The 926-nt window shown below is 57.6% G+C and carries 1 protein-coding gene; it reads left to right on the top strand.

The annotated features are described in order from the left end of the window. Positions 1–926 (top strand): transposase (locus PQQ53_RS34965; RefSeq protein WP_408329303.1); only part of this gene is annotated, 926 nt, incomplete at both ends.

Genomic DNA, 926 nt, shown 5'->3' with positions numbered 1-926 from the left:
AGCAAGTTCAAGGCAGTCAATACGCGCGATCGCAACTTCACCGAGGGTAAGGTCGACAAGCGCCAGAAGCAGATCGAGGAGAGCATCCAGCGGTATCTGAACGCGCTGGAGACTGCCGATCGTACGCAACCCGCGGAGGTCGAAGCGAAGACGACCCGATTGCAAGATAAAATCGCGCGCTTACGCGAGCAGATGCGGAACCTCGATCAGATCAAGGAGCAACTCAAGACGCAGCCTGATGGCCAACTCTCGATGACTGATCCCGACGCGCGCTCCATGGCGACGAGCGGCAAGGGCTCGGGAATGGTGGGCTACAACGTGCAGGTCGCCGTTGACGCCAAACACCATCTCATCGTGGCTCACGAGGTCACAAACTCTGGCAGTGACCGGGCACAGCTTAGCCCCATGGCAAAAGCTGCGTGCGACGCGATGGGCAAGACAAGGCTGCGGGCAGTCGCCGATCGTGGCTACTACACCGGAACTCAGATCAAGGAGTGCGCGGATGCGGGGATCGCGGTAATGCTGCCGAAACCGACGACATCAAGCGCTAAACATCATGGTCGGTTCGATCGGTCAGACTTCGTCTACATTGCCCGGGACGACGAATACAAATGCCCCGCTGGTCAGCGTGCAATTTACCGCTTCACTGGAGAGGAACACGGAATGCAACTGCGCCGCTACTGGAGCAGTGCGTGCCCGCAGTGCCCAATGAAATCCCAATGCACACCAAGTTCTTATCGGCGGATTACCCGATGGGAACATGAGTCTGTGCTGGAAGGCGTTCAACGTCGGCTGGACAAAACGCCAGACGCAATGAAGATACGCAGGCGAACGGTAGAACATGTCTTCGGAACGTTCAAGCACTGGATGGGCTATACGCACTTCCTGACGCGCAGGCTGCCCAATGTAGGTACCGAGATGAGTTT

This window comes from Paraburkholderia strydomiana, from assembly GCF_046030495.1.
GTDB lineage: Bacteria > Pseudomonadota > Gammaproteobacteria > Burkholderiales > Burkholderiaceae > Paraburkholderia > Paraburkholderia strydomiana_A.
Note: the sequence above shows the minus strand (reverse complement) of the source record. Positions and strands in the feature narration are given on the sequence as shown.